The organism is Pseudomonas sp. YQ_5 (genome assembly GCF_043103305.1).
GTDB lineage: Bacteria > Pseudomonadota > Gammaproteobacteria > Pseudomonadales > Pseudomonadaceae > Aquipseudomonas > Aquipseudomonas putida_Y.
In genome coordinates this window covers 69,217-94,212 of record NZ_JBICJS010000061.1, presented here as the reverse complement: position 1 = coordinate 94,212, position 24,996 = coordinate 69,217, and the positions used below count along the sequence as shown (strand labels likewise).

The 24,996-nt window shown below is 61.8% G+C and carries 21 protein-coding genes; 18 read left to right on the top strand and 3 right to left on the bottom strand.

Annotated features, from left to right (window positions below; genetic code table 11):
- Positions 1–33: 33 nt before the first annotated feature.
- The 8 genes from dnaE to ispD all read left to right on the top strand — a co-directional run bounded on the left by dnaE (position 34) and on the right by ispD (position 11,390).
- Positions 34–3,558 carry a DNA polymerase III subunit alpha gene (dnaE, locus tag ACF8EA_RS14625; protein ID WP_392522414.1) on the top strand — a complete coding sequence of 1,175 codons (3,525 nt, stop codon included), beginning with the start codon at positions 34–36 and terminating at the stop codon, positions 3,556–3,558.
- 106 nt (positions 3,559–3,664) lie between these two features.
- Positions 3,665–4,612 carry an acetyl-CoA carboxylase carboxyltransferase subunit alpha gene (locus ACF8EA_RS14620; RefSeq protein WP_003252323.1) on the top strand — a complete coding sequence of 316 codons (948 nt, stop codon included), beginning with the start codon at positions 3,665–3,667 and terminating at the stop codon, positions 4,610–4,612.
- A 155-nt stretch (positions 4,613–4,767) separates the two neighbouring features.
- Entirely contained in the window at positions 4,768–6,051 is a 1,284-nt protein-coding gene (gene tilS / locus ACF8EA_RS14615; protein WP_392522412.1) for a tRNA lysidine(34) synthetase TilS, read from the top strand.
- Between the two features lie 267 nt (positions 6,052–6,318).
- The gene (locus ACF8EA_RS14610) at positions 6,319–7,947 is read left to right on the top strand and encodes a CTP synthase (RefSeq protein WP_012270851.1); all 1,629 of its coding nucleotides are present in this window, start codon (positions 6,319–6,321) and stop codon (positions 7,945–7,947) included.
- A gap of 3 nt (positions 7,948–7,950) precedes the next feature.
- Positions 7,951–8,796, top strand: coding sequence for a 3-deoxy-8-phosphooctulonate synthase (kdsA, locus tag ACF8EA_RS14605; protein WP_021785900.1), 846 nt, complete (start codon positions 7,951–7,953; stop codon positions 8,794–8,796).
- Between the two features lie 154 nt (positions 8,797–8,950).
- Positions 8,951–10,240: a phosphopyruvate hydratase gene (gene eno, locus ACF8EA_RS14600; protein ID WP_021785899.1), complete on the top strand. Its 1,290-nt coding sequence runs from the start codon at positions 8,951–8,953 to the stop codon at positions 10,238–10,240.
- 164 nt (positions 10,241–10,404) lie between these two features.
- Positions 10,405–10,686: a cell division protein FtsB gene (gene ftsB, locus ACF8EA_RS14595; RefSeq protein WP_021785898.1), complete on the top strand. Its 282-nt coding sequence runs from the start codon at positions 10,405–10,407 to the stop codon at positions 10,684–10,686.
- Complete coding sequence (ispD, locus tag ACF8EA_RS14590) at positions 10,683–11,390, top strand: 2-C-methyl-D-erythritol 4-phosphate cytidylyltransferase (protein WP_021785897.1); 708 nt, start codon at positions 10,683–10,685, stop codon at positions 11,388–11,390. Before ftsB ends, ispD begins: the two co-directional genes overlap by 4 nt.
- Before the next feature lie 65 nt (positions 11,391–11,455).
- Here the strand turns inward: ispD and ACF8EA_RS14585 are convergent, their stop codons facing one another.
- A complete protein-coding gene (locus ACF8EA_RS14585; RefSeq protein ID WP_021785896.1) occupies positions 11,456–12,352 on the bottom strand; it encodes a LysR substrate-binding domain-containing protein in 897 nt (298 codons plus the stop codon).
- Positions 12,353–12,459: 107 nt separating this feature from the next.
- Here ACF8EA_RS14585 and ACF8EA_RS14580 point away from each other — a divergent pair, with 107 nt between their 5' ends.
- The 8 genes from ACF8EA_RS14580 (at position 12,460) to rpoS (ending at position 19,734) form a co-directional block, all read left to right on the top strand.
- Positions 12,460–13,572 carry an S-(hydroxymethyl)glutathione dehydrogenase/class III alcohol dehydrogenase gene (locus ACF8EA_RS14580; RefSeq protein ID WP_021785895.1) on the top strand — a complete coding sequence of 371 codons (1,113 nt, stop codon included), beginning with the start codon at positions 12,460–12,462 and terminating at the stop codon, positions 13,570–13,572.
- Positions 13,573–13,580: 8 nt separating this feature from the next.
- On the top strand, positions 13,581–14,435 hold the full coding sequence (fghA, locus tag ACF8EA_RS14575; protein ID WP_014592130.1) for an S-formylglutathione hydrolase: 855 nt from the start codon (positions 13,581–13,583) through the stop codon (positions 14,433–14,435).
- A gap of 148 nt (positions 14,436–14,583) precedes the next feature.
- Positions 14,584–15,057: a 2-C-methyl-D-erythritol 2,4-cyclodiphosphate synthase gene (ispF, locus tag ACF8EA_RS14570; RefSeq protein ID WP_003252342.1), complete on the top strand. Its 474-nt coding sequence runs from the start codon at positions 14,584–14,586 to the stop codon at positions 15,055–15,057.
- Positions 15,054–16,112 carry a tRNA pseudouridine(13) synthase TruD gene (gene truD / locus ACF8EA_RS14565; protein ID WP_021785880.1) on the top strand — a complete coding sequence of 353 codons (1,059 nt, stop codon included), beginning with the start codon at positions 15,054–15,056 and terminating at the stop codon, positions 16,110–16,112. The genes ispF and truD overlap by 4 nt, the downstream gene beginning before the upstream one ends.
- Positions 16,100–16,849 (top strand): 5'/3'-nucleotidase SurE, encoded by a 750-nt coding sequence (gene surE / locus ACF8EA_RS14560; RefSeq protein WP_021785879.1) that lies wholly within the window; start codon positions 16,100–16,102, stop codon positions 16,847–16,849. The genes truD and surE overlap by 13 nt, the downstream gene beginning before the upstream one ends.
- Before the next feature lie 35 nt (positions 16,850–16,884).
- A complete protein-coding gene (locus tag ACF8EA_RS14555; RefSeq protein WP_162149611.1) occupies positions 16,885–17,523 on the top strand; it encodes a protein-L-isoaspartate(D-aspartate) O-methyltransferase in 639 nt (212 codons plus the stop codon).
- Positions 17,524–17,760: 237 nt separating this feature from the next.
- Entirely contained in the window at positions 17,761–18,618 is an 858-nt protein-coding gene (locus ACF8EA_RS14550; RefSeq protein WP_392522411.1) for a peptidoglycan DD-metalloendopeptidase family protein, read from the top strand.
- Between the two features lie 108 nt (positions 18,619–18,726).
- Positions 18,727–19,734 carry an RNA polymerase sigma factor RpoS gene (gene rpoS, locus ACF8EA_RS14545; RefSeq protein ID WP_021785876.1) on the top strand — a complete coding sequence of 336 codons (1,008 nt, stop codon included), beginning with the start codon at positions 18,727–18,729 and terminating at the stop codon, positions 19,732–19,734.
- 514 nt (positions 19,735–20,248) lie between these two features.
- Here rpoS and fdxA read toward each other — a convergent pair.
- Both fdxA and mutS read right to left on the bottom strand, forming a co-directional pair.
- On the bottom strand, positions 20,249–20,572 hold the full coding sequence (fdxA, locus tag ACF8EA_RS14540; protein WP_004375459.1) for a ferredoxin FdxA: 324 nt from the start codon (positions 20,570–20,572) through the stop codon (positions 20,249–20,251).
- 140 nt (positions 20,573–20,712) lie between these two features.
- On the bottom strand, positions 20,713–23,286 hold the full coding sequence (gene mutS / locus ACF8EA_RS14535) for a DNA mismatch repair protein MutS (RefSeq protein WP_028698024.1): 2,574 nt from the start codon (positions 23,284–23,286) through the stop codon (positions 20,713–20,715).
- 281 nt (positions 23,287–23,567) lie between these two features.
- Between mutS and ACF8EA_RS14530 the strand changes: the two genes are divergently transcribed.
- On the top strand, positions 23,568–24,221 hold the full coding sequence (locus ACF8EA_RS14530; RefSeq protein WP_021785874.1) for a hypothetical protein: 654 nt from the start codon (positions 23,568–23,570) through the stop codon (positions 24,219–24,221).
- Between the two features lie 284 nt (positions 24,222–24,505).
- Complete coding sequence (locus tag ACF8EA_RS14525) at positions 24,506–24,988, top strand: CinA family protein (RefSeq protein WP_103469356.1); 483 nt, start codon at positions 24,506–24,508, stop codon at positions 24,986–24,988.
- Positions 24,989–24,996 lie beyond the last annotated feature (8 nt).

Below are 24,996 nucleotides of genomic sequence, written 5' to 3'. Positions count from 1 at the left end.
CCCTTGTCGTTAAGCACTGCTACAGGATCTTCCATGTCGGTTTCCTTCGTTCACCTGCGCGTCCACTCCGAATTCTCGCTGGTTGACGGCCTGGTGCGGATCAAGCCGCTGGCCAAGGCGCTGACCGGGATGAACATGCCGGCGGTCGCCATCACCGATCAGAGCAACATGTGCTCGCTGGTGAAGTTCTACAAGACTGCCATGGGCGCCGGTATCAAACCGATCTGCGGTGCCGACCTGTGGCTGGCCGGTGCCGACCCGGAAGCCCCGCTGTCACGCATCTGCTTCCTGGCCATGGACCCCAAGGGCTATCGCAACCTCACCGAATTGATCTCGCGCGGCTGGACCGATGGCCAGCGCAACGGCCTGGTCATCCTCCAGCGTGAATGGATCGCCCCCGCCAGCGAGGGCCTGATTGCCCTTTCCGCGGGTAAGGAAGGCGACATCGGCATGGCCTTGCTGGCTGGGCGGCAAGATGAAGCCGAAGCGCTACTTCAGGACTGGATGGGCATGTTCCCCGAGCGCTTCTACGTTGAAGTGCAGCGCACCAATCGCGCACGCGACGAGGAATACGTGCATGCGGCGGTGGCGTTGGCCGACAAGCTTGGCGCCCCGCTGGTGGCTACCAACGACGTGCGCTTCATCAAGCAGACGGACTTCGACGCCCACGAAACCCGCGTATGCATCGGCGAGGGCTGGACCCTCGACGACCCGCGCCGTCCGCGTTGCTACAGCGACCAGCAGTACCTGAAGTCGGCAGAGGAAATGGCCGAGCTGTTCAGTGACCTGCCCGACGCCATCGCCAACACCGTCGAAATCGCCAAGCGCTGCAACATCCAGGTGCAGTTGGGCAAGTACTTCCTGCCTGACTTCCCCACGCCCAACGGTATGGGCATCGACGACTATCTGCGGCATGTGTCCCACGAAGGTCTGGAAGAGCGCCTGGCGGTGCTGTGGCCGAAAGAGACCACGCCCAATTATGAAGAAAAGCGTCAGGTCTACCTGGACCGCTTGAAGTTCGAGCTGGACATCATCATCCAGATGGGCTTCCCCGGTTACTTCCTGATTGTTATGGACTTCATCAAGTGGGCCAAGAACAACGATGTACCGGTTGGCCCGGGCCGCGGTTCGGGTGCTGGCTCGCTGGTGGCGTACGTACTGAAGATCACCGACCTCGACCCGCTGGCCTACGACCTGCTGTTCGAGCGCTTCCTCAACCCTGAGCGTGTTTCCATGCCCGACTTCGACGTCGACTTCTGCATGGACGGCCGTGACCGGGTGATCGACTACGTGGCCGAGGCCTACGGTCGTAATGCGGTGAGCCAGATCATCACCTTCGGTACCATGGCCGCCAAGGCAGTGGTACGTGACGTGGCGCGGGTGCAAGGCAAATCCTATGGCCTGGCCGACCGCCTGTCGAAGATGATCCCCTTCGAAGTGGGCATGACTCTGGAGAAGGCCTACGAGCAGGAAGAAATCCTGCGCGACTTCCTCAAGGGCGACGAAGACGCCCGTGAGATCTGGGACATGGCCCTGAAGCTGGAGGGTGTGACCCGGGGTACCGGCAAGCACGCCGGTGGTGTTGTTATCGCACCGACCAAGCTCACCGACTTTTCGCCGATCGCCTGTGATGAAGAGGGTGGTGGCCTGGTAACCCAGTTCGACAAGGATGACGTCGAGGCCGCCGGCCTGGTGAAGTTCGACTTCCTCGGCCTGCGTACCTTGACCATCATCAAGTGGGCGATGGAGATCATCAACCGCGAGCAGGCCAAGAAGAACCTGCCCGACCTCAACATCGACTTCATCCCGCTGGACGACCGCAAGACTTACGAGCTGCTGCAGAAGGCCGAAACCACGGCGGTGTTCCAGCTTGAATCGCGTGGCATGAAGGAGCTGATCAAGAAGCTCAAGCCCGACTGCCTGGAAGACCTGATCGCACTGGTTGCGCTGTTCCGCCCGGGCCCGCTGCAGTCGGGCATGGTGGACGACTTCATCAACCGCAAGCACGGCCGCGCCGAACTGGCCTACCCCCACTCCGACTACCAGTACGAAGGCCTCAAGCCAGTACTGGCGCCGACCTACGGCATCATCCTGTACCAGGAACAGGTGATGCAGATCGCCCAGGTGATGGCGGGTTACACCCTGGGTGGCGCCGACATGCTGCGCCGAGCCATGGGTAAGAAAAAGCCCGAGGAAATGGCCAAGCAGCGCGGTGGTTTCATCGAAGGTTGCGTAGCCAACAATATCGATGCGGACCTCGCCGGTAACATCTTCGACCTGGTAGAGAAGTTCGCGGGCTACGGCTTCAACAAATCCCACTCCGCCGCCTATGGCCTGGTGTCGTACCAGACCGCCTGGCTGAAAACCCACTACCCGGCGCCGTTCATGGCCGCGGTCCTGTCGGCGGATATGCACAACACCGACAAGGTGGTGGTGCTGGTGGAGGAGGTGCGCAGCATGAAGCTGCGCCTCGACGCGCCGGACGTGAACTTCTCGGACTTCAAGTTCACCGTCAACAACGACGGCCGGATCGTCTACGGCCTTGGCGCCATCAAGGGCGTCGGCGAAGGCCCGGTGGAGGCGATTGTCGAGGCCCGTGCCCTGGGTGGTCCGTTCAAGGACCTGTTCGATTTCTGTGAACGCATCGACCTCAAGCGGGTCAACAAGCGTACCCTTGATGCGCTGGTGCGCAGTGGCGCGCTGGACCGCCTTGGCCCGCACTTCCATGACGAGATCAAGGCCTACCACGCCAACATCGACATCAACCGGGCAACCTTGCTGTCGGCGCTGGGCGAGGCCATCAAGGCAGCCGAGCAGGCTGCGCACACCGCTGACAGTGGCCATGTCGACCTGTTCGGCGGCATGTTCGACGCGGCAGATGTCGACGTCTATGCCAACCATCGCAAGGTGCGCGAGCTCACCCTCAAGGAGCGTTTGAAGGGGGAGAAAGACACCCTTGGCCTGTACTTGACCGGCCACCCGATCGACGAGTACGAGACCGAAATTCGCCGCTTCGCCCGCCAGCGCATCGTCGACCTCAAGCCGTCGCGCGAAACCCAGACCATTGCCGGCATGATCATTGCGTTGCGGGTGATGAAGAACAAGAAGGGCGACAAGATGGGCTTCGTCACCCTGGATGACCGTTCCGGGCGGATCGAGGCATCGCTGTTTGCCGATGCCTTCATGGCGGCACAGTCCTTGCTGCAGACCGATGCCATGGTGGTGGTGGAAGGCGAGGTCAGCAATGACGACTTCTCCGGGGGCTTGCGCCTGCGGGTGAAGCAGGTGATGACCATGGAAGACGCGCGCACCAAGCTGGCTGAGAGCCTGCGCCTGAAGGTGGCGCACGACGCACTGAAAGGCGACCGGCTGAAGTGGCTGGGCGAGCTGATCACCCGCCATCGTGGTGCTTGCCCGATCACGCTGGAGTACACCGGCAGCGACGCCAAGGCCATGCTGCAGTTTGGCGAGCAGTGGGCGATAGACCCGGCCGATGGGCTGATTCAGGCGCTGCGTGACCAGTTCGGGCGTGAGAACGTCTTCCTGCAATATCGTTGAACCGACAAAAATTTAATCTCGACCTGAATGCGCCTGATCCCTTAAGGTATGGCGCCAAACGGATCAACCGGCCGGCCGCCTGGCCGTAGACCCAAGACGGATGACTATGAACCCGAATTTCCTCGATTTCGAACAGCCGATTGCCGACCTGCAAGCCAAGATCGAAGGCCTGCGCCTGGTGGGTAACGACAACTCGCTGAACATCAGCGATGAAATTGCCCGTCTGCAAGACAAGAGCAACACCCTGACCGAAAGCATCTTCGGCAACCTGACCAGCTGGCAGATCGCCCGCCTGGCCCGTCACCCCCGTCGTCCATACACCCTGGACTACCTGGAGCACATCTTCACCGAGTTCGAAGAGCTGCACGGGGACCGTCACTTCTCTGACGACGCCGCCATCGTGGGTGGTACTGCGCGCCTGGACGGCAAGCCGGTCATGGTCATTGGTCACCAGAAGGGCCGTGAAGTGCGCGAGAAAGTGCGTCGCAACTTCGGCATGCCGCGCCCGGAAGGCTACCGCAAGGCCTGTCGCCTGATGGAAATGGCCGAACGCTTCAAGATGCCGATCCTGACCTTCATCGACACGCCGGGCGCCTACCCGGGTATCGACGCTGAAGAACGCAACCAGAGTGAAGCCATCGCCTGGAACCTGCGTGTCATGGCACGCCTGAAAACTCCGATCATCGCTACCGTGATCGGTGAGGGTGGTTCCGGTGGGGCACTGGCCATTGGCGTGTGCGACCAACTGAACATGCTGCAGTACTCCACTTACTCGGTTATCTCGCCGGAAGGCTGTGCTTCCATTCTGTGGAAAACTGCCGACAAAGCAGCAGACGCGGCCGAAGCCATGGGTATCACCGCCGAGCGCCTGAAGAGCCTGAACATTGTCGACAAGGTCATCCAGGAGCCGCTGGGCGGCGCCCACCGTGACCCGGCCAAGATGTCCGAAAGCATTCGTGCCGATCTGGTGCAGCAGCTGGACATGCTCGGCAAGTTCGACAACGACGCGCTGCTGGCCCGCCGTTACGAGCGCCTGATGAGCTACGGTCTCTGATTCTGATTTGCCCCGGGGGCCGTTTTTGTGGCCCTTGTGATTGACGGCACCGGCTTCGCCGGTGTTCGCGGGTAAACCCGCTCCTACAGGGAATGCACGGCCCCTGTGGGAGCGGGTTTACCCGCGAATGCGGCATCAAACCTTTCGAGGTCCTGATGATTGATCTCGCCCCCTGGCTCAACGCCCCCACCTGGTTCATCGCGTTCTCTGGCGGCCTCGATTCCACCGTCCTCCTGTACCAGCTGGCCGACTTCGCTTGCAAGCACACATCCCCCCCGCTGCGTGCCATTCATGTCCACCATGGCCTGCAGTCCGCTGCTGACGCCTGGCCCGCCCACTGCCAAGCCATCTGCGACAATCTTGGCATCGAGCTCCAGGTCATCCGCGTCCAGGTCAGTCCCGGCGCCAGTCTTGAGCAGGCCGCTCGCGACGCCCGCTATGCCGCCTTCAGGCAAGTCCTCGGCCCGGGCGACATCCTGTTCACTGGCCAGCACCGCGACGACCAGGCCGAGACCCTGCTGTTCCGCCTGTTGCGCGGCGCGGGCCTGCGCGGCCTGGCAGCCATGCCGGTGCAGCGGGCATTAGGGCGGGGCAGCCTGGTCAGGCCGTTGCTGGGTTGTTCCCGGCAGCAGTTGCAGGACTACGGCAAAGCCCAAGGGCTGGTCTGGATCGATGACCCGTCAAACGCCGACACACAATTCGCCCGCAACTACCTGCGCGGCGAAGTGATGCCGCACTTGCAGCAACGTTGGCCTCAGGCCAGCCAGAACTTCGCCCGTGCAGCAGAACATCTGGGTGAGGCGCTGGGTTTGCTGGACGAACTGGCCCGGGAGGATCTGGCGCTTGCGCGTAAGGGGGCGCCCATCGTCTGGCCGGGGCTGGATTCCCTCGACCTGGCCGCCCTGTTGACGTTATCGCCGGCCCGTCAGCGAAATGCCTTGCAGTACTGGCTGAGCCAGCGCACCCGTTTGCCCGATACCCGGCACTGGGCCGGCTGGGCAGACCTGCGCGATGCCGCTGCCGATGCCCGGCCAGTCTGGCGGCTTGCCGATGGACGGTTGGTGCGTAGCCACGGGCGCATCTGGTGGTTGAGCGGTGATTGGCTACAGCAACCGGCTGGCTCGCTGGCCTGGCCCGAGCCTGATGTGCCATTGCGGTTGCCGGGCAATGGTAGCGTGCGTCTTGTTGGCGCAGCCGTGCCGGGCGGGTTGCGCGTTGCCTACCGTCAGGGTGGTGAAATGCTGGAGGTTCCCGGCCGTGGCCGGCGTGACCTCAAGCGCCTGCTCAACGAGCAGCAGGTGCCGCATTTCCTGCGCTCGCGCCTACCGTTGCTGTATCGCGGCGAATGCCTGCTGGCGGTAGCCAACCTGCCCGGGCTGGTGCAGGCGGATTGCCAGCTGCACTGGCAGTTACCGACGAACGCGCAAGGTTTGAGCTGAAGGGTACATTCCGGTAGACTACCCTCCCTTCTTGATACAACTTCTGTGGGTTCCGCGAAAACACAGGAGTTGCCGATTACCAAGCAGTTTTTTGCCGAGCTGATTCTGGAAATGACGAGCGAACGCCATGCCGGGGATACCCTGGCTGTACAGACGCGGCAGTTTTTCGAGATGCACTGTGATTGACGCAGGTGATCGGGGGCTTCGGCCTTCCTTCGCTTTCTCCGGCGGCGCTGGCCGCCTTAACGCAGACTTCTAGGGTTTTTCATGACGCGCTACATATTCGTCACGGGCGGTGTTGTTTCTTCATTGGGGAAAGGCATTGCCTCGGCTTCCCTGGCGGCCATCCTGGAAGCGCGGGGCCTGAAGGTCACCATGCTCAAGCTGGATCCGTACATCAACGTCGACCCGGGCACCATGAGCCCGTTCCAGCACGGTGAAGTTTTTGTCACCCATGATGGTGCCGAGACCGACCTCGACCTGGGTCACTACGAGCGGTTCATCCGCACCACCATGACCCAGAACAACAACTTCACCACTGGCCGTATATACGAGCACGTGCTGCGTAAAGAGCGTCGTGGTGATTACCTGGGCGCGACCATCCAGGTCATCCCGCACATCACCGACGAAATCAAGCGTCGCATCATCAAGGGTGCCGGCGATGCCGACGTGGCCCTGGTGGAAATCGGCGGTACCGTGGGTGATATCGAGTCGCAGCCGTTCCTCGAGGCGATTCGCCAGCTGCGCGTCGAAGTGGGTTCCAAGCGTGCCATGCTGATGCACCTGACCCTGGTCCCGTACATCGCCACCGCTGGCGAAACCAAGACCAAGCCGACCCAGCACTCGGTCAAGGAACTGCGCTCCATCGGCCTGCAGCCTGACGTGCTGATCTGCCGCTCCGACCACCCGGTCGATGCTTCGTCGCGTCGCAAGATCGCGCTGTTCACCAACGTTGAAGAGCGTGCGGTGATTTCGCTGGAAGACGTCGACACCATCTACAAGATCCCGGGCGTACTGCACGCACAGGGCCTGGACGACTTCGTCGTCGAGCGCTTCGGCCTGCAATGCAATGGCGCCGACCTGTCCGAGTGGGACAAGGTGGTCGATGCCAAGCTCAACCCGGAGCACGAAGTGACCATCGCCATGGTCGGCAAGTACATGGAGCTGCTGGATGCGTACAAGTCGCTGATCGAAGCGATGAGCCACGCCGGCATCACCAACCGCACCAAAGTCAACCTGCGTTACATCGACTCGGAAGACATCGAGAACCAGGGTACCAGCCTGCTGGAAGGCGCTGATGCCATCCTGGTTCCGGGTGGTTTCGGCCTGCGTGGCGTAGAAGGCAAGATTACCGCGGTGCAATATGCCCGTGAGAACAAGGTGCCGTACCTGGGTATCTGCCTGGGCATGCAGGTGGCCGTCATCGAGTTCGCCCGTAACGTGATGGGCTGGAAAGACGCCAACTCCACCGAGTTCGACCGTAACAGCGGCCACCCCGTGGTCGGCCTGATCACCGAGTGGGCCGATGCCACCGGTGCCGTCGAGACCCGCGACGAGGCTTCCGACCTGGGCGGTACCATGCGCCTGGGCGCACAGGACTGCCAGCTGGCTGCCGGCTCCAAAGTGCACGACTGCTACGGCAAGGACGTGATCACCGAGCGTCACCGTCACCGCTACGAAGTGAACAACAACCTGCTGCCACAACTGGTGGACGCTGGCCTGGTGGTTTCCGGTCGTTCCGAAGACGGCGCGCTGGTGGAAGTGGTTGAATCCAAGGACCACCCATGGTTCGTGGCCTGCCAGTTCCACCCGGAGTTCACCTCCACCCCGCGTGACGGCCACCCGCTGTTCAGTGGTTTCGTCAAGGCAGCCCTGGCTCAGAAGAACAAGGCCTGATCAATGACTCAGAAGATCATTCGCGTCGGTAACATCGAGATCGCCAACGACAAGCCGTTCGTCCTGTTCGGCGGCATGAACGTCCTGGAGTCCCGTGACCTGGCAATGAAGGTCTGCGAAGAGTACGTGCGGGTTACCGAAAAGCTTGGTATCCCGTATGTGTTCAAGGCCAGCTTCGACAAGGCCAACCGTTCGTCGGTAACGTCCTACCGTGGGCCTGGCCTGGAAGAAGGGCTGAAGATCTTCGAAGAGATCAAGCGCACCTTCAATGTGCCGGTGATTACCGACGTGCACGAGCCGTATCAGGCCGAGCCGGTGGCCAAGGTGTGCGACATCATCCAGCTGCCGGCCTTCCTGTCGCGGCAGACCGATCTGGTGGTGGCCATGGCCAAGACCGGTGCGGTGATCAACATCAAGAAGGCCCAGTTCCTCGCACCTCAGGAAATGAAACACATCCTGGCCAAGTGCGAAGAGGCCGGTAATGACCAGTTGATCCTCTGCGAGCGTGGTTCAAGCTTCGGCTACAACAACCTGGTAGTGGACATGCTCGGCTTCGGTATCATGAAGCAGTTCGAGTACCCGGTGTTCTTCGACGTGACCCATGCCCTGCAGATGCCGGGTGGTCGCGCCGATTCTGCCGGTGGTCGCCGCGCCCAGGTTACCGACCTGGCCAAGGCCGGCATGAGCCAGGGCCTGGCCGGGCTGTTCCTCGAAGCGCACCCCGACCCGGACAACGCCAAGTGCGATGGCCCGTGCGCGCTGCGCCTGGACAAACTGGAGCCATTCCTGGCCCAGCTCAAGCAACTGGACGACCTGGTGAAAAGTTTTCCGACGGTAGAAACCGCGTAAAGCTCATTTCTCGGGTAAAGTACTGCCCGTTCCACCCCTGACCCGCCGGTCAGGGGCTCCCTTCACTTGGCCTGCCAATCGCAATCTCAGCCAGGTGAACGGCAAGAATTCTCTAAGCTGCGTTGTTTTCGTCAATTCTGGAGTGCTTACAACAATGGCAAAAATCGTCGACATCAAAGGTCGTGAAGTTCTCGATTCGCGTGGCAACCCCACTGTGGAAGCCGATGTACTGCTCGACAACGGCATCATCGGCAGCGCTTGCGCGCCGTCCGGTGCTTCCACCGGCTCGCGCGAAGCGCTGGAGCTGCGTGATGGCGACAAGAGCCGTTATATGGGCAAGGGCGTGCTGAAGGCCGTCGCCAACATCAACGGCCCGATCCGTGACCTGCTGCTGGGCAAGGACCCTTCCGACCAGAAGGCTCTGGACCGCGCCATGATCGAACTGGACGGTACCGAGAACAAGGCCAAGCTGGGCGCCAACGCCATCCTGGCTGTTTCCCTGGCTGCCGCCAAAGCAGCTGCCCAGGACCAGGACCTGCCGCTGTACGCGCACATCGCCAACCTGAACGGCACCCCAGGCGAGTACTCGATGCCGGTTCCGATGATGAACATCATCAACGGTGGCGAGCATGCCGACAACAACGTCGACATCCAGGAGTTCATGGTTCAGCCGGTTGGCGCCAAGACCTTCTCTGACGGCCTGCGCATGGGCACCGAAATCTTCCACCACCTCAAGGCTGTACTGAAGGCCCGTGGCCTGAACACCGCCGTAGGTGATGAAGGTGGTTTCGCCCCTAACCTGGCATCCAACGAAGACGCCTTGGGCGCCATCGCCGAAGCTGTCGAAAAAGCCGGCTACAAGCTGGGCACCGACGTGACCCTGGCTCTGGACTGCGCGGCTTCCGAATTCTACGAAGACGGCAAGTACAACCTGTCCGGTGAAGGCAAGTCGTTCGACGCCGAAGGCTTCGCCGACTACCTGAAAGGCCTGACCGAGCGTTTCCCGATCATTTCGATCGAAGACGGCCTGGACGAGTCCGACTGGGCTGGCTGGAAAATCCTCACTGACAAGATCGGTGAAAAAGTCCAGCTGGTCGGTGACGACCTGTTCGTGACGAACACCAAGATCCTCAAGGAAGGCATCGAGAAGGGCATTGGTAACTCGATCCTGATCAAGTTCAACCAGATCGGCTCGCTGACCGAAACCCTGGAAGCCATCCAGATGGCCAAAGCTGCCGGTTACACTGCAGTGATCTCGCACCGTTCCGGTGAAACCGAGGACTCGACCATCGCCGACCTGGCTGTGGGTACTGCTGCTGGCCAGATCAAGACGGGTTCGCTGTGCCGTTCCGACCGCGTTTCCAAGTACAACCAGCTGCTGCGCATCGAAGAGCAACTGGGCGCCAAAGCGGTTTACCGCGGTCGTGCCGAGTTTCGCGGCTAAGCAAGAGATGGTAAAAAGGCAGCAGCCGAAGTTGTAGGAACGTTCGTACTGAACTTTCCTACGTACCAACGGGTTTCTGTCGACGAAGCCTGGCCTCGGCCAGGCTTCGTGCTATTCGAGGCCCCGAAGTAAAACGCGGCAGCCTTTTTAACCTGGATAACGTGATGCGCAGTCCCTATTGGTTGTTCCTCGTTCTGCTCTTGCTGTTGGGTGGCCTGCAGTACCGCCTGTGGGTGGGTAGCGGCAGCCTGGCGCAAGTAACCGAACTGAAGCAGCAGATTGCCGATCAGCATGCCGAAAACGAGCGCTTGCTCGAGCGTAATCGCGTGCTCGATGCTGAAGTGCTAGAGCTGAAAAAAGGCATGGAGACCGTTGAAGAACGAGCCCGCCATGAATTGGGGATGGTAAAAGAGGGCGAAACCCTCTTCCAGTTGCCACAGAAATGATCGATACCTTGCCGGCCTTCTGGGCCGTGATTCCTGCGGCGGGTGTAGGTGCCCGCATGGCTGCCGACCGCCCCAAGCAATACCTGGAGCTGGCTGGGCAGACGCTACTCGAGCACAGCCTCGATTGTTTTCTTGGCCATCCGGCGCTTAAAGGCGTGGTGGTCAGCATTGCCGAAGACGACCCGTACTGGCCTGGCCTGCGCTATGCCAGCGACCCACGCATCCAGCGCGCGGCAGGTGGCCGTGAGCGAGCTGACTCGGTGCTTAACGCCTTGCTGATGCTGCATGCCCAAGGGGCGGCTGACAGCGACTGGGTACTGGTGCACGATGCCGCGCGGCCGAACCTGGCACGCAGCGACCTGGACAAGCTGTTGTCGGAGCTGGCGGACGATCCGGTGGGTGGTCTGCTGGCGGTGCCGGCGCGCGATACCCTCAAGCGCGCCGACAGTAATGGCCGGGTGAGTGCTACTGTGGACCGCAGCACGATCTGGCAGGCGTACACACCACAGATGTTCCGCCTTGGAGCGTTGCACCGGGCGCTGGCCGAATGCCTGGTGTCGGATGTGGTGGTGACCGACGAGGCTTCTGCCATCGAATGGTCCGGTCAGGCGCCGCGGCTCGTGGAAGGGCGCAGTGACAACATAAAGGTGACCCGGCCCGAAGATCTCGAATGGTTGCGCCAGCGCTGGGCGGGTAAACGCTGAGCGTTCTCCTGTACTGGCCTTTTCGCGGGTTCACCCGAAGAGGCCAGTACATGCAGTACATCCCGTCAGCCGAACCGGTATTCCGGCAACCCTGCCAACCCCTCCTTCAGGTAATCCACCAGCCGCCGCACCTTCGGCGACAGGTGCCTCTGCTGCGGATACAGCGCCCAAACCGCGGTATTCGGCGGCTGGTGCGCCTCAAGCAGCGACACCAGCGCGCCGCTATTGAGGTGTTCCAGTACGTAGTAATCCGGCAACTGGCACAACCCTATCCCTTGTAACGCCGCATCCAGCACTGCCTGGCCACTGTTGCAGCGCCAGTTACCCTGTACCCGCTGGCTGATCTCACGGCCATCCTGCTGTAGTGCCCACAAGTCCGAACTCCCCACCAGGCAATTGTGCCGCGCCAGCTCGGACAGGCTGTGTGGCCGGCCATAGCGCTCAAGATAGGCCGGCGAGGCGCACAGGTACATGCGCCTCGGCGCCAGACGGGTGGCCACCAACCGAGAGTCGGCCAGGCGGCCCAGGCGGATGGCCAGGTCCATGCCTTCATGCAGCAGGTCGAGGGTGTGGTTGCTCAGCTCCACATCCACGCGCAGCTGCGGGTACAGCGCCATGAATCGTGTCACCAGCGGCACGATGAAGCGCTCGCCGTAGGCCACAGCGCAGGTCATGCGCAGCAAGCCCTTGGGTTCGCTGGCCAGGTCGCCCATGGCGCGCAACGCTTCCTCACGGCCATCCTGCAAGCGCTGGCAATGCTGCAGGAAGGTCTGCCCGGCCTCGCTCAGGGTTACCCGGCGGGTACTGCGGTACAGCAAGCGCGTTTGCAGGCGTTCCTCCAGCCGGGCGATCTGCCGGCTGATGTGCGATGAGGAAACCCCCAGGCGTTCGGCGGCGGCAGTGAACTGGCCCGATTCGGCCACGGCGACAAATTCGTCGATGCCTTCCCATCGGCTGCTCATTGATTATCCCTGTATGGCAATAATGTTTTGTCTTTGGCCTGATTATTCATCAAAAGGCGCTGAATTACACTGCGAGACTGAATCGACCCACTGTCTGGAGACCTTTGATGATCAAGTCCCGTGCTGCCGTAGCCTTCGAAGCCAAGAAACCCCTGGAAATCGTCGAAGTCGACGTGGCCATGCCAAAGGCCGGTGAAGTGCTGCTGCGCGTGGTCGCCAGCGGTGTCTGCCACACCGATGCCTATACCCTGTCCGGTGCTGACCCGGAAGGTATCTTCCCATCGATCCTCGGCCACGAAGGTGGTGCAATTGTCGAAGCGGTAGGCGAGGGGGTCACCTCGGTCGCCGTGGGCGACCACGTCATCCCGCTGTACACCCCGGAATGCGGCAAGTGCAAGTTCTGCCTCTCGGGCAAGACCAACCTGTGCCAGGCCATCCGCGCCACCCAGGGCAAGGGCCTGATGCCGGACGGCACCACGCGCTTCTCGTACAAGGGCCAGGAGTTGTTCCACTACATGGGGACCTCGACCTTCTCCGAGTACACCGTGCTGCCGGAAATTTCCGTGGCCAAGATCCAGAAAGAAGCACCACTGGAAAAGGTCTGCCTGCTGGGCTGCGGCGTCACCACCGGTATCGGCGCGGTACTCAACACTGCCAAGGTCAAGCCGGGTGATACCGTGGCCATCTTCGGCCTGGGGGGCATCGGTCTGTCGGCCGTGATCGGTGCGGTCAAGGCCAAGGCCTCACGCATCATCGCCATCGACATCAACCCGGCCAAGTTCGAAATCGCCCGCCAACTGGGTGCCACCGATTGCGTCAACCCGAAAGACTACGATCGCCCTATCCAGGAAGTGATCGTCGACCTCACCGATGGTGGCGTGGACTTCTCCTTCGAGTGCATCGGCAACGTCCAACTGATGCGCGCCGCTCTGGAATGCTGCCACAAGGGTTGGGGTGAGTCGGTGATCATCGGTGTGGCCGGTGCCGGCCAGGAAATTTCCACGCGTCCGTTCCAGCTGGTGACCGGTCGCGTGTGGCGTGGTTCGGCGTTCGGTGGCGTGCGCGGCCGCAGCGAGCTGCCAAGCTACGTGGAAATGTCCGAGAAAGGCGAGATCCCGCTGGACACCTTCATCACCCACACGATGGGTCTGGAAGACATCAACAAGGCCTTCGACCTGATGCATGAAGGCAAGAGCATCCGTAGCGTGATCCACTTCTGAGGTCTGCCATGAGCCTGGATAACATCTCCTGCCAGAAGAGCTTCGGCGGCTGGCACAAGCGTTACCGGCATCACTCCAAGGTGCTGGGTTGCGACATGGTGTTTGCTGTGTACCTGCCGCCGCAAGCCGAGCAGGGCGAAAAGCTGCCGGTGCTGTACTGGCTCAGCGGCCTCACCTGCACCGACGAGAACTTCATGCAGAAGGCCGGCGCCCAGCGTCTGGCCGCCGAGCTGGGGCTGATCATCGTTGCCCCCGATACCAGCCCGCGTGGCGAGCAGGTGCCGGGCGACCCGGACGGCGCCTGGGACTTCGGCCTGGGCGCTGGCTTCTATCTCAACGCCACCCAGCAACCCTGGGCCCAGCACTACCGCATGCACGACTATGTGGTGGAGGAGTTGCCAGCCCTGATCGAGGCGCACTTCCCGGCGTCGGGCGAGCGTAGCATCAGCGGCCACTCCATGGGTGGGCACGGCGCGCTGGTGTGCGCCTTGCGCAACCCGGGGCGCTACCGGTCGGTGTCGGCATTCTCGCCGATCAGCAATCCGATGGATTGTCCGTGGGGCGAGAAGGCCTTCAGCCGCTACCTGGGTGAAGACCGTGGGCGCTGGCGTGAGTGGGATGCCAGCGTGCTGCTGGCCGAAACCCCTGCTGGCCAATGCCCGCCGTTGCTGGTGGATCAGGGCGACCGTGACGATTTCCTCGAGAAGCAGCTCAAGCCTGAAGCGTTGGAGCAGGCGGCACGCAAAGGTGGCCATGAAATGACCCTGCGTATGCAGCCGGGCTATGACCATAGCTATTACTTCATTGCCAGCTTCATCGAGGAGCACCTGCGTCATCATGCGGTGGCACTGGGGCGGGTGTAAGGCGTAGCTTTTTCGGTGCCTGGGAGATCGGGCGCCGCGCGGGCGGCGCCGATCTCCCAGGCGCCGACAATGCCGCGTCAATCACCTCACGCCCCACTGCCTCAAAAGCAGGTAGAATCACGCCCTGACTCATTCAGGGCGTTTTTTTATGCGTATTGGCCACGGCTACGATGTGCACCGTTTCTGCGACGGTGATTTCATTACCCTGGGCGGGGTGCGTATCCCCCACAAATACGGCCTGCTGGCCCATTCCGACGGTGACGTGCTGCTGCACGCCCTGAGTGATGCCTTGCTTGGCGCTGCGGCGCTGGGCGACATCGGCAAGCATTTCCCCGACACCGACCCACAGTTCAAGGGTGCTGACAGCCGCGCGCTGCTGCGCCATGTGGTCGGTATCGTCAAGGCCAAAGGCTGGAAGGTCGGCAACGTTGACGCCACCATCGTCGCTCAGGCACCGAAAATGGCCCCACACATCGAAACCATGCGCCAGCTGATCGCCGAAGACCTGCAGGTCGAACTCGACCAGGTCAATGTCAAGGCCACCACCACAGAGAAGCTGGGCTTTACCGGCCGCGAGGAGGGCATTGCCGTGCATTCGGTCGCCCTGTTGCTGCCAGCATGACCGAACTGGAACTGCTGGGCCCTCGCGCATCGGGTGAAGCACTGGGTACCGCCGTCCTCAAAGCGGTTGCCGAAGACTTTCAGGTTGACGAAGTCCTGGATATCCCGCTATCGGGCCAAGGCGAGCACCTGTGGCTGTGGGTCGAAAAGCGTGATCTGAACACCGAAGAAGCCGCCCGACGCCTCGCCCGCGCCGCTGGCGTACCGGTGCGCAGCATCAGCTACGCCGGCCTCAAGGACCGCCAGGCGCTGACCCGCCAGTGGTTCAGCCTGCACCTGCCGGGCAAGGCCGACCCGGATCTGTCGCGTGCCGAGGATGCCAGCCTGCGTGTGCTCAAGCAGGTGCGCCATCAGCGCAAACTGCAGCGTGGCGCGCATTCGGCCAACGGGTTCACCTTGCGCCTGACGGCCCTGGCTGCCGATCACCAGGCGGTGGATGCGCGCCTGGAACAGCTCAGACAGCACGGTGTGCCCAACTATTTCGGCACCCAGCGTTTCGGGCACGGCGGTGGCAACGTTCATGACGCCCTCGATTGGGCCGCGCGCAAGGCTTTGCCTGAGCAGCGCAACGTGCGTTCGCGGCTGCTTTCGGCCGGGCGCAGCTATCTGTTCAATCAGTTGCTGGCTGCGCGTGTCGCTGACGGTAGCTGGGCCCGAGCCCAGGTCGGGGACCTGCTGGCGTTCACCGACAGCCGCAGTTTCTTCCCGGCGGGTGAGGCGGAATGTGCCGACCCGCGCCTGGCGATTCTCGACCTGCACCCGACCGGGCCGATGTGGGGGGAGGGCGCTTCACCTGCGGGCGCTGTGCCTGCCCAGCTGGAAAACGCTATCGGCGCACGCCAGCCGGCACTTTGCCAGTGGTTGGCCCAGGCGGGCATGGATCACGAACGACGAATTCTGCGGCTCCCTATTGGCGGCCTGACGTGGCATTATCCCGAGCCTGATATCCTGCAACTGGAATTCGTCCTGCCGGCCGGATGCTTCGCCACCGTGGTGGTGCGTGAAGTCGTGGATCTGGTGTCGGCAGGGCAGACGGACAGCCCATGCGTATTCTGATTTCGAATGACGACGGTGTTACCGCACCTGGCATCGCCGCGCTGCACGCTGCGCTGGTGGATTATGCCGAGTGCGCAGTGATCGCCCCGGATCAAGACAAGAGCGGCGCCGGCAGTTCGCTGACGCTGGACCGGCCACTGCACCCGCAGACCCTGGCCAATGGCTTCATCAGCCTCAATGGCACGCCGACCGACTGCGTGCACCTGGGGCTCAATGGGCTGTTGCCGCAGACGCCGGACATGGTCGTGTCGGGGATCAACCTCGGTGCCAACCTGGGCGACGACGTGCTGTATTCGGGAACGGTCGCTGCGGCGCTGGAAGGCCGCTTCCTCGGCGGTACCTCGCTGGCGTTCTCACTGTTGTCGCGCCTGCCGGACAACCTGCCGACCGCGGCCTATATCGCCCGCCGTCTGGTCGAGGCACAGTCGCGCCTGGCGTTGCCGCCACGCACCGTACTCAACGTCAACATCCCCAACTTGCCGCTGGAGCACATCCGTGGCATCCAGCTCACCCGTCTCGGTCACCGGGCACGTGCGGCGGCGCCAACCAAGGTGGTCAACCCGCGTGGCAAGGAAGGCTACTGGATTGCTGTGGCCGGTGATGCCGAGGACGGCGGCCCGGGCACCGACTTCCACGCGGTGATGCAAGGCTACGTATCAATTACCCCGCTGCAACTCGATCGCACCTTCAATGATGCCTTCGAGCAGCTCGATGGTTGGCTGGAGGGCCTGCTCTGATGCGTGAGGACGATATGCTGCGGCGTGGCATCGGCATGACCTCTCAGCGTACCCGGGAGCGGCTGATCCAGCGCTTGTGCGAGGAGGGTGTTTCGAACACCCAGGTGCTCGACGTAATCCGTCGTACGCCGCGCCACCTGTTCGTTGACGAGGCGCTGGCGCATCGGGCTTACGAAGACACAGCGCTGCCGATCGGCCACAACCAGACCATTTCACAGCCGTTCATGGTTGCGCACATGAGCGAGCTGTTGCTCGAGGCCGGGCCGCTGGACAAGGTGCTGGAGATTGGCACCGGCTCGGGCTACCAGACGGCGATCCTGGCCCAGCTGGTCGAGCGGGTGTTCTCGGTAGAGCGCATCAAGGTACTGCAGGACCGGGCCAAAGAGCGCCTGGTGGAGCTGAACCTGCGCAACGTGGTATTCCGCTGGGGTGATGGTTGTGAGGGGTGGCCGGCGCTCGCGCCTTACAATGGCATCATCGTCACCGCCGTGGCGCCGGAAGTGCCACAGGCACTGCTCGACCAGTTGGCACCCGGTGGGCGCATGGTCATCCCGGTAGGGCCTGCCGGCGAAGTGCAGCAACTGATGCTGATCGTGCGTGAGGAGCATGGATTCTCCCGTCGCGTACTGGGGGCTGTGCGTTTCGTGCCACTGCTCAATGGTCCCCTGGCCTGAGGTCTGTTGATCTGAGCTGTGCAGGCATGAGGCGCGGTGTATTTTTGTGCCGCCGGCGAATTCTTGTCGCTTCGCCCTGTCTATCAGGCGGTGCGAAGCGCTAACGCACAGCGTGTGCCGGGGGTTTTCGCCCGTCTTTCGTACCCGTCTGCCAATACCGGCTGGCTTGGTTATAATTGCAACAATATTGCATTTCTTGTCTTCATATAGATTTTCGGCACCATGAGGGGAGCGCGGGTGGGTCACACAGTCATTCGGCAGCGCAAGGACGGGTCGGGTTTCAAGCTTCTGGTGATTGCATTGGCCATGGGCGCGCTTCTGGTGGGTTGCTCAAGCACCAGCAGCAACAACGCGCGGGTGGTCGACCGCAACAACACCGTGCCCAAACGCCCGGCGGTGACTTCCGGGCAATACATCGTCAAGCCAGGCGACACCCTGTTCTCCATCGCCTTCCGCTATGGTTGGGACTACAAGGAGCTGGCTGCACGCAACGGCATCCTGGCGCCCTATACCATCCGCCCGGGGCAGGCGATCCGTTTCAGCAGCGGTTCCAGCAGCCGCACCACGGTGGTATCCAGCCCGTCCTCGTCAAGCCGCACCACGGTCACGCGGCGGCCTGTGGGCAGCACTGCCACGGCGCCCGCCAGCACCCGCAAACCAGTCGCGCCGGCCTCTTCGGGCAGCGCGCCCGTGGTTGCCAGCGTGCCGGCTGCGGAGCGTGCGGTGGGTGGCTGGGCCTGGCCTGCCAATGGCGTGCTGATTGGAAAATTTGCTTCAAACGGTAGTTTGAATAAAGGCATTGATATCGCCGGTGATTTGGGACAGCCTGTTTTTGCTGCGTCTGATGGTGCAGTGGTCTACGCCGGGAGTGGTTTGAGGGGCTACGGCGAGCTGATCATCATCAAGCACAGCGACACCTACGTCAGTGCCTACGGTCACAACCGCAGGCTGTTGGTTCGGGAGGGGCAGCAGGTCAAGGCAGGGCAGTCGATTGCTGAAATGGGGTCTACGGGCACAGATCGGGTGAAGCTGCATTTCGAGATTCGCCGCCAGGGCAAACCCGTCGATCCGCTCCAGTTCCTGCCACGTCGTTGATCGTTGTACCCAGCCTGTTCCTGTGATGTAGAGGGGACAGGCTCAAGCGCTGCCAGGGATAAAGGTGCCGCTCGAGTCTGAGTTCGAACTCAGCAAAGGATTATAACAATGGCTCTCAGTAAAGAAGTGCCGGAGTTTGACATCGATGATGACGTCCTCCTGATGGAGACGGGCATCGTTTTGGAAACGGATGTGGTGTCAGACGAACCTGCTGTATCTTCGGTTCGGACGAGGGCCAAGTCGGGCTCTTCGCTCAAGCAACACAAGTACATCGATTACAGCAGGGCGCTCGATGCCACCCAGCTGTATCTCAACGAGATTGGTTTCTCGCCGCTGCTTTCGCCGGAAGAAGAAGTGCATTTTGCGCGCTTGTCGCAAAAGGGTGACCCTGCCGGCCGCAAGCGCATGATCGAAAGCAACCTGCGCCTGGTTGTCAAAATTGCCCGTCGTTACGTGAACCGTGGCCTGTCGCTGCTCGACCTGATCGAGGAGGGCAACCTGGGGTTGATCCGTGCGGTCGAGAAGTTCGACCCGGAGCGTGGTTTCCGTTTTTCGACCTATGCGACCTGGTGGATTCGCCAGACCATCGAACGGGCGATCATGAACCAGACTCGCACCATTCGCCTGCCGATCCACGTCGTCAAGGAGCTGAACGTCTATCTGCGTGCCGCGCGCGAACTGACCCAGAAACTCGACCACGAACCCTCACCAGAAGAAATCGCCACGCTGCTGGAGAAGCCGGTTACCGAGGTCAAGCGCATGCTGGGCCTGAATGAGCGGGTGTCGTCTGTGGATGTTTCGCTTGGCCCGGACTCGGACAAGACCCTGCTTGATACGTTGACCGACGACCGCCCGACTGATCCGTGCGAATTGCTGCAGGATGACGACCTGTCGCAGAGCATTGATCAGTGGCTGGGTGAGCTGACCGACAAGCAACGCGAGGTGGTGGTGCGTCGCTTTGGCCTGCGTGGGCATGAAAGCAGTACCCTTGAAGATGTTGGCCTGGAGATTGGCCTGACCCGGGAGCGGGTGCGGCAGATTCAGGTAGAGGGGCTCAAGCGTTTGCGCGAGATCCTTGAGAAGAATGGCCTGTCCAGTGAGTCGCTGTTCCAATAACGAAGGTCTGTCACTCAAAACGCCCCGATGACCTCGGGGCGTTTTTGTGTGTGGGGCGAAAAGTTTGAGAACGTCGGGGGGCACTTCAGGGCAGAACAGATATCTAATATGTACTGCGCTACCCCGGTAACATTGCCTGTAAGCCTTTTCTTACTCGTTTTGTAAGCTATCTACGCACGTCTCAGTAGACCATTGTCGTTTCCTGGCGCTGGTTTTTTACAAGTCATTGAAAATCATGATTTATTCGCCGCTGACCAAATGTGTCTTCGGAAATACCCTGTGAGGTCTGGCGCTTGCCCGCCCGACTCAACCCGCTAGTATTCGAACTGTGCACAGGGACATGCGCAGGCTTTCAGGATGAAGGCCAGGGACATCGCAAGAAGCGATTTCATCAGGATGATGTTTGGGACAAGCAGGGACTACGGAAAAAATGTGGGCGGGTCAAACCGCCCCTTTTTTTGCCCGCAGAAAAACAAAAAAGGCCCCTTGGGGCCTTTTTCGCATCTGGGCGCTATCAGCGCTCCAGGTCGGCAATCTTGCCGGTCTTGCCGTCCCACTCTTCAGCGTCTGGCAGGGCATCCTTACGTTCGGTGATGTTCGGCCAGATTTCCGCTAGCTCCGCGTTCAGCTCGATGAAGTTCTCCATGCCAGCAGGCACTTCGTCTTCCGAGAAGATGGCTTGCGCTGGGCACTCCGGCTCGCACAGGGCGCAGTCGATGCACTCGTCCGGGTGGATGACCAGGAAGTTCGGGCCTTCGTAGAAGCAGTCCACCGGACAGACTTCCACGCAGTCGGTGTATTTGCATTTGATGCAGTTGTCGGTGACGACGAAGGTCATTTCTAATTCTCTCCTCAGGCGACGGCGGCGGCCCTTCCTCTCAGGGCCGCGCGGTTTACGGCGATGTGGCTGCAGGCCAGGCTAATAACCTGCAGCACCAGCAAACCGCGGCGGATTCTATCAGCTTGTAGTGGGCGCCGTTATAACAGGTTCTTTAGTTGATATAGCATTTCGATAGCTTGACGCGGGGTCATGTCGTCCAGTTGCAGCTTGCCCAGCTTCTCGATGGCTGGGTGTGGCAGGCTGGCGAACAGGTCGCTCTGGTGCGGTACCTGAGGCGCATCCTTGGCTTTTGCGGCCGCAGGCTGCTCGTGCGGCAGGCTGGTGGTTTCCAGGCGCCCCAGGTGTTCGCGGGCTCGCTGGATGACCACCGTCGGCACACCGGCCAGTTGCGCCACGGCCAGGCCGTAGCTCTGGCTGGCAGGGCCGGGCAGTACATGGTGCAGGAACACGATGCGTTCGTTGTGCTCGGTGGCGTTCAGGTGCACGTTGGCCACCAGCGGCTCGCTCTCCGGCAGCACGGTCAGTTCGAAGTAGTGCGTGGCGAACAGTGTGTAGGCACGCAGTTGGGCCAGGCGCTCGGCGGCGGCCCAGGCCAGCGACAGGCCGTCGAAGGTACTGGTGCCGCGGCCCACTTCGTCCATCAGCACCAGGCTGCGGTCGGTGGCATTGTGCAGGATGTTGGCGGTTTCGCTCATCTCGACCATGAAGGTCGAGCGCCCGCCTGCCAGGTCATCGCTGGAGCCGATGCGCGTGAAGATGCGGTCGACCAGCGACAGCTCGCAACTCGCCGCAGGGACGAAGCTGCCGATGTGCGCCAGCAGCACGATCAGGGCGGTCTGGCGCATGTAGGTGGACTTACCGCCCATGTTCGGGCCGGTGATGATCAGCATGCGCGTGTTGTTGTCCAGGCCCAGGTCGTTGGCCACGAACGGCGTGGTCAGTACCTGCTCCACCACCGGATGGCGGCCCTGCTCGATGCGCAGGCAAGGCTCGTCGACGAAGCGCGGGCAGTTAAGGTCGAGGTTCAGTGCGCGTTCGGCCAGGTTGCTGAGCACATCCAGTTCAGCCAGGGCGGCAGCGCTGTCCTGCAGCGGTGCCAGGTGGCTGATCAAGGTTTCCAGCAGGGCGTCGTAGAGCATCTTTTCGCGGGCCAGGGCGCGGCTCTTGGCCGACAATGCCTTGTCCTCGAACGCCTTCAGCTCTGGGGTGATGAAGCGCTCGGCGCCTTTGAGTGTCTGACGGCGGATGTAGTCGCCCGGGGCCTGCTCGGCCTGCTTGGTCGGCAGTTCGATGAAGTAGCCGTGTACACGGTTGTAGCCGACCTTGAGGTTGGCCAGGCCGGTGCGAGCTTTTTCCCGGGCTTCCAGGTCGATCAGGAACTGGCCGGCGTTCTCGCTGATTGCCAGCAGCTCGTCCAGTTCGTTGTCGTAGCCGGCCTTCAGTACGCCGCCATCGCGGATCACCGCCGGCGGGTTATCGATGATCGCCCGTTCCAGCAGGCTGGCCAGTTCTGGATAGGTGCCGGTAATGGCCGCCAGACGCGCCAGGTGCGGCGCTTCGAGCTCGGTCATGGCGTTCTGCAGCTCTGGCAACGCGCCCAGCGCATCGCGCAGGCGTGCCAGGTCGCGCGGGCGGGCATTGCGCAGGCCAATACGGGCGAGGATCCGCTCGATATCGCCAATTTCCTTCAACTGCGGCTGCAGTTTTTCGAAGCGGTAGCTGTCGAGCAGGCAGCGGATCGAGTCCTGGCGTGCTTGCAGCACCTTGAGGTCACGCAGCGGGCGGTTCAGCCAGCGGCTCAGCAGGCGGCTGGCCATGGCAGTCTGGCAGCGGTCGATCACCGATTGCAGGGTGTTGTCGCGCCCGCCGGCCAGGTTGATGTCCAGCTCAAGGTTTCGTCGGCTGGCACCATCGAGGATGACCGTATCGTCCAGGCGCTCGTGGCGCAGGCTGCGCAGGTGCGGCAGGGCGGTGCGCTGGGTTTCCTTGGCGTAGGTCAGCAGGCAGCCGGCGGCACCGATGGCCAGGGTCAGCTTGTCGCAGCCGAAGCCCTTGAGGTCCTTGGTCGCGAACTGCTGGCACAGTGCCTTGCGTGCCGAGTCGCGGTCGAAGTCCCACGGTGCGCGGCGGCGGGCGCCAGGGCGTTTCTCCGCAGGCAGGTCCCGTGGCCAGTCATCGGGGATCAACAGCTCGACCGGGTTCAGGCGCTCGAGTTCGGCCAGCAGGTTTTCCCAGCCCTTGATCTCCTGCACGCTGAAATTGCCGCTGGTGATGTCCAGTACCGCCAGGCCGAACAGGCGCTCGTCACCGAGCAGTGCGGCAATCAGGTTGTCGCGGCGCTCGTCGAGCAGTGCCTCGTCACTGACCGTGCCGGGGGTGATGATGCGCACCACCTGGCGCTCCACCGGGCCCTTGCTGGTGGCTGGGTCGCCGACCTGCTCACAGATCACCACCGACTCGCCGAGCTTGACCAGCTTGGCCAGGTAGCCCTCCAGCGAATGGAACGGAATCCCGCACATGGGGATGGACTGGCCGGCCGACTGACCGCGGGCGGTCAGGGTGATATCCAGCAGTTTCGCGGCCTTTTTCGCATCTTCATAGAAGATTTCGTAGAAGTCGCCCATGCGGTAGAACATCAGCTGGTCCGGGTGCTGGTTCTTCAGCTTCCAGTACTGCTGCATCATCGGGGTGTGTGCGGAAAGATCTGAGATTGCTTTATTCATCAATGGCTTAGAAAGTAGGTCTCAACATTGTGGGGCAAATTTGAGGCGTTCTGTGTTGCGTTTGCGACGCCGAGACCCACCGGATTTTAAAGTCGCATAGGTTACCACGGGTACCGGGCAGGCAGTACCGGGCAACCGCGATGAAGGCTTATTGACACCATGTGCCCCCTGTGGAGAATTGCGCAACTTGATCATCAGGGGTGGCCTGCCTCATTCACCTGCGGTGGTACCTGGCCCGGTAAACATCTATTGCAAGGTTGATTAGAGCAGTGAGCGGAATTCGTTTTGACGTCGATGCGGTATTTTGTATTTCCCTCGAAACGCGGAGTGACCGGCGTGCCCTGTTCCGCGAAACCATCGGCCGGCAACTCGACAATCAAGTGGTCTTTCATGTCGTTGAAAAAAACAGCGACCCCAGGCGAGGGTGCTACGAGTCGCATCAACAACTGGCCCGCCATGCGCTCGACAATGGCCACGACAGGATTCTGATTTTTGAAGATGATGCCAAGGCCTATGAATTCAAGGCTTGGCAGGTGCGCTGGGTAAACCGGTTCATGCAGACCCGGCGATTCGAGGCCCTGCACCTGGGCTATTCGATGGGGCGAACCTGGCTGACTTGGTTCCCGTTCATCGCCAGGGGCCGGGTTGTTGCGCTGCACGCTTACGTGCTGTCCCGCGAGGGCTGCAGGATTCTGGCAGAGACGCCCTATGATGGCACGCCTGTGGATGTGTTGGTCAAACACAAGATCCGCCAGCATTGCGTGTTCCCCATGATGTTCCGCCAGCATGCTGCCGCCGTTGCAGGCAGTGACCTGGAGCAGGTAGTGCGCAATGAGGATGAATGGTGGGAACGTAACTGGGCGAAGCACCGCCGCTCACCTCTGAAAAACATCTGGCGCACCATGCTTCGGCTGAACTTCTGAGGTAGTCATTTTGTTCAGGCGTATCGTGTGTAGGCTGTTCCGGCACCGGTCCATAGAGGTCGAGCGCATTTTTGTCGGAGAAATCGTTATCTCACGTAGAGTCTGTGGGCGCTGTGGCCAGCCGCTGCGGGATTTGGCTGAATATCAGTGAGCGGCGGCGGGTACTTTAAAATTGCGCTGATGCTCTGATGCATGCCATGAGTGGTCTATCGTCAGTGAGATCGGGTGCCGTCCACCCTCCCCGGAATGATAGGGTAGAGGGCAGCCTACCAGGAGCACCCTACATGGACCCGATCACCACGCTCGCCACCCGCCTGGGTGAGCACCTGCGCCGTTTCAATGCACAGGTGACTACCGCCGAATCGTGCACCGGTGGTGGCATTGCCGAAGCCATCACCCGCATACCTGGCAGCTCGGCCTGGTTCGAGGCCGGTTACGTCACCTATTCCAATGCCCAGAAAACCCGCCAGCTGGGGGTGCCTGAAGCGTTGTTCGGGCAGGTGGGGGCAGTCAGCCAGGAAGTGGTCGAAGCCATGGTCCGTGGGGCTCAGGCCGCCAGTGGCGCACGCTTCGCCGTGGCGGTGAGTGGTGTGGCCGGGCCGGACGGCGGCTCGCCAGCCAAACCGGTGGGCACCGTGTGGCTGGCCTGGGGTGACGGCGGCCGGGTGTTCAGCGAACGCCGGCAGTTCGACGGTGACCGCGAGGCGGTGCGCCGACAGACGGTGATCGCCGCGTTAGACGGCTTGTTACAGCTTGGTGCCGAGTAAATCGACGA